Origin of the sequence: Pantoea sp. GbtcB22, from assembly GCF_019091025.1 — a bacterium.
GTDB lineage: Bacteria > Pseudomonadota > Gammaproteobacteria > Enterobacterales > Enterobacteriaceae > Pantoea > Pantoea leporis.
Genome location: NZ_JAGXKB010001007.1, coordinates 1 through 230 on the forward strand (window position 1 = coordinate 1; position 230 = coordinate 230).

A 230-nucleotide genomic window follows, 5' to 3' on the forward strand; every position below is an offset into this window, starting at 1 on the left:
GCTCTCCAGCTGCATCTGCGCCTGCGCTAAGGTGGCGCGTGACTCGCTGCCCGCCGCGTATTTGTTTTCAATCACCGTCAGATAGCGTTGATAGGCCGCGATACTGCGCTGATAGGGCGCGATTTTCTCGTCGATGATGCGCAGCTGGAAATAGTCCTGCGCCAGTTCGGTCTGCGCGCTCAAGGTGCTATTCGCCAGCTCGGCCTTGCTGGCTTCCGCGCTGGCGTGGT

1 protein-coding gene is annotated in these 230 nt (G+C 60.9%); it reads right to left on the reverse strand.

The window, feature by feature from the left end:
• Positions 1–230: TolC family protein (locus KVT28_RS27330; RefSeq protein ID WP_217551488.1), on the reverse strand; the 230-nt coding region annotated here is incomplete at both ends.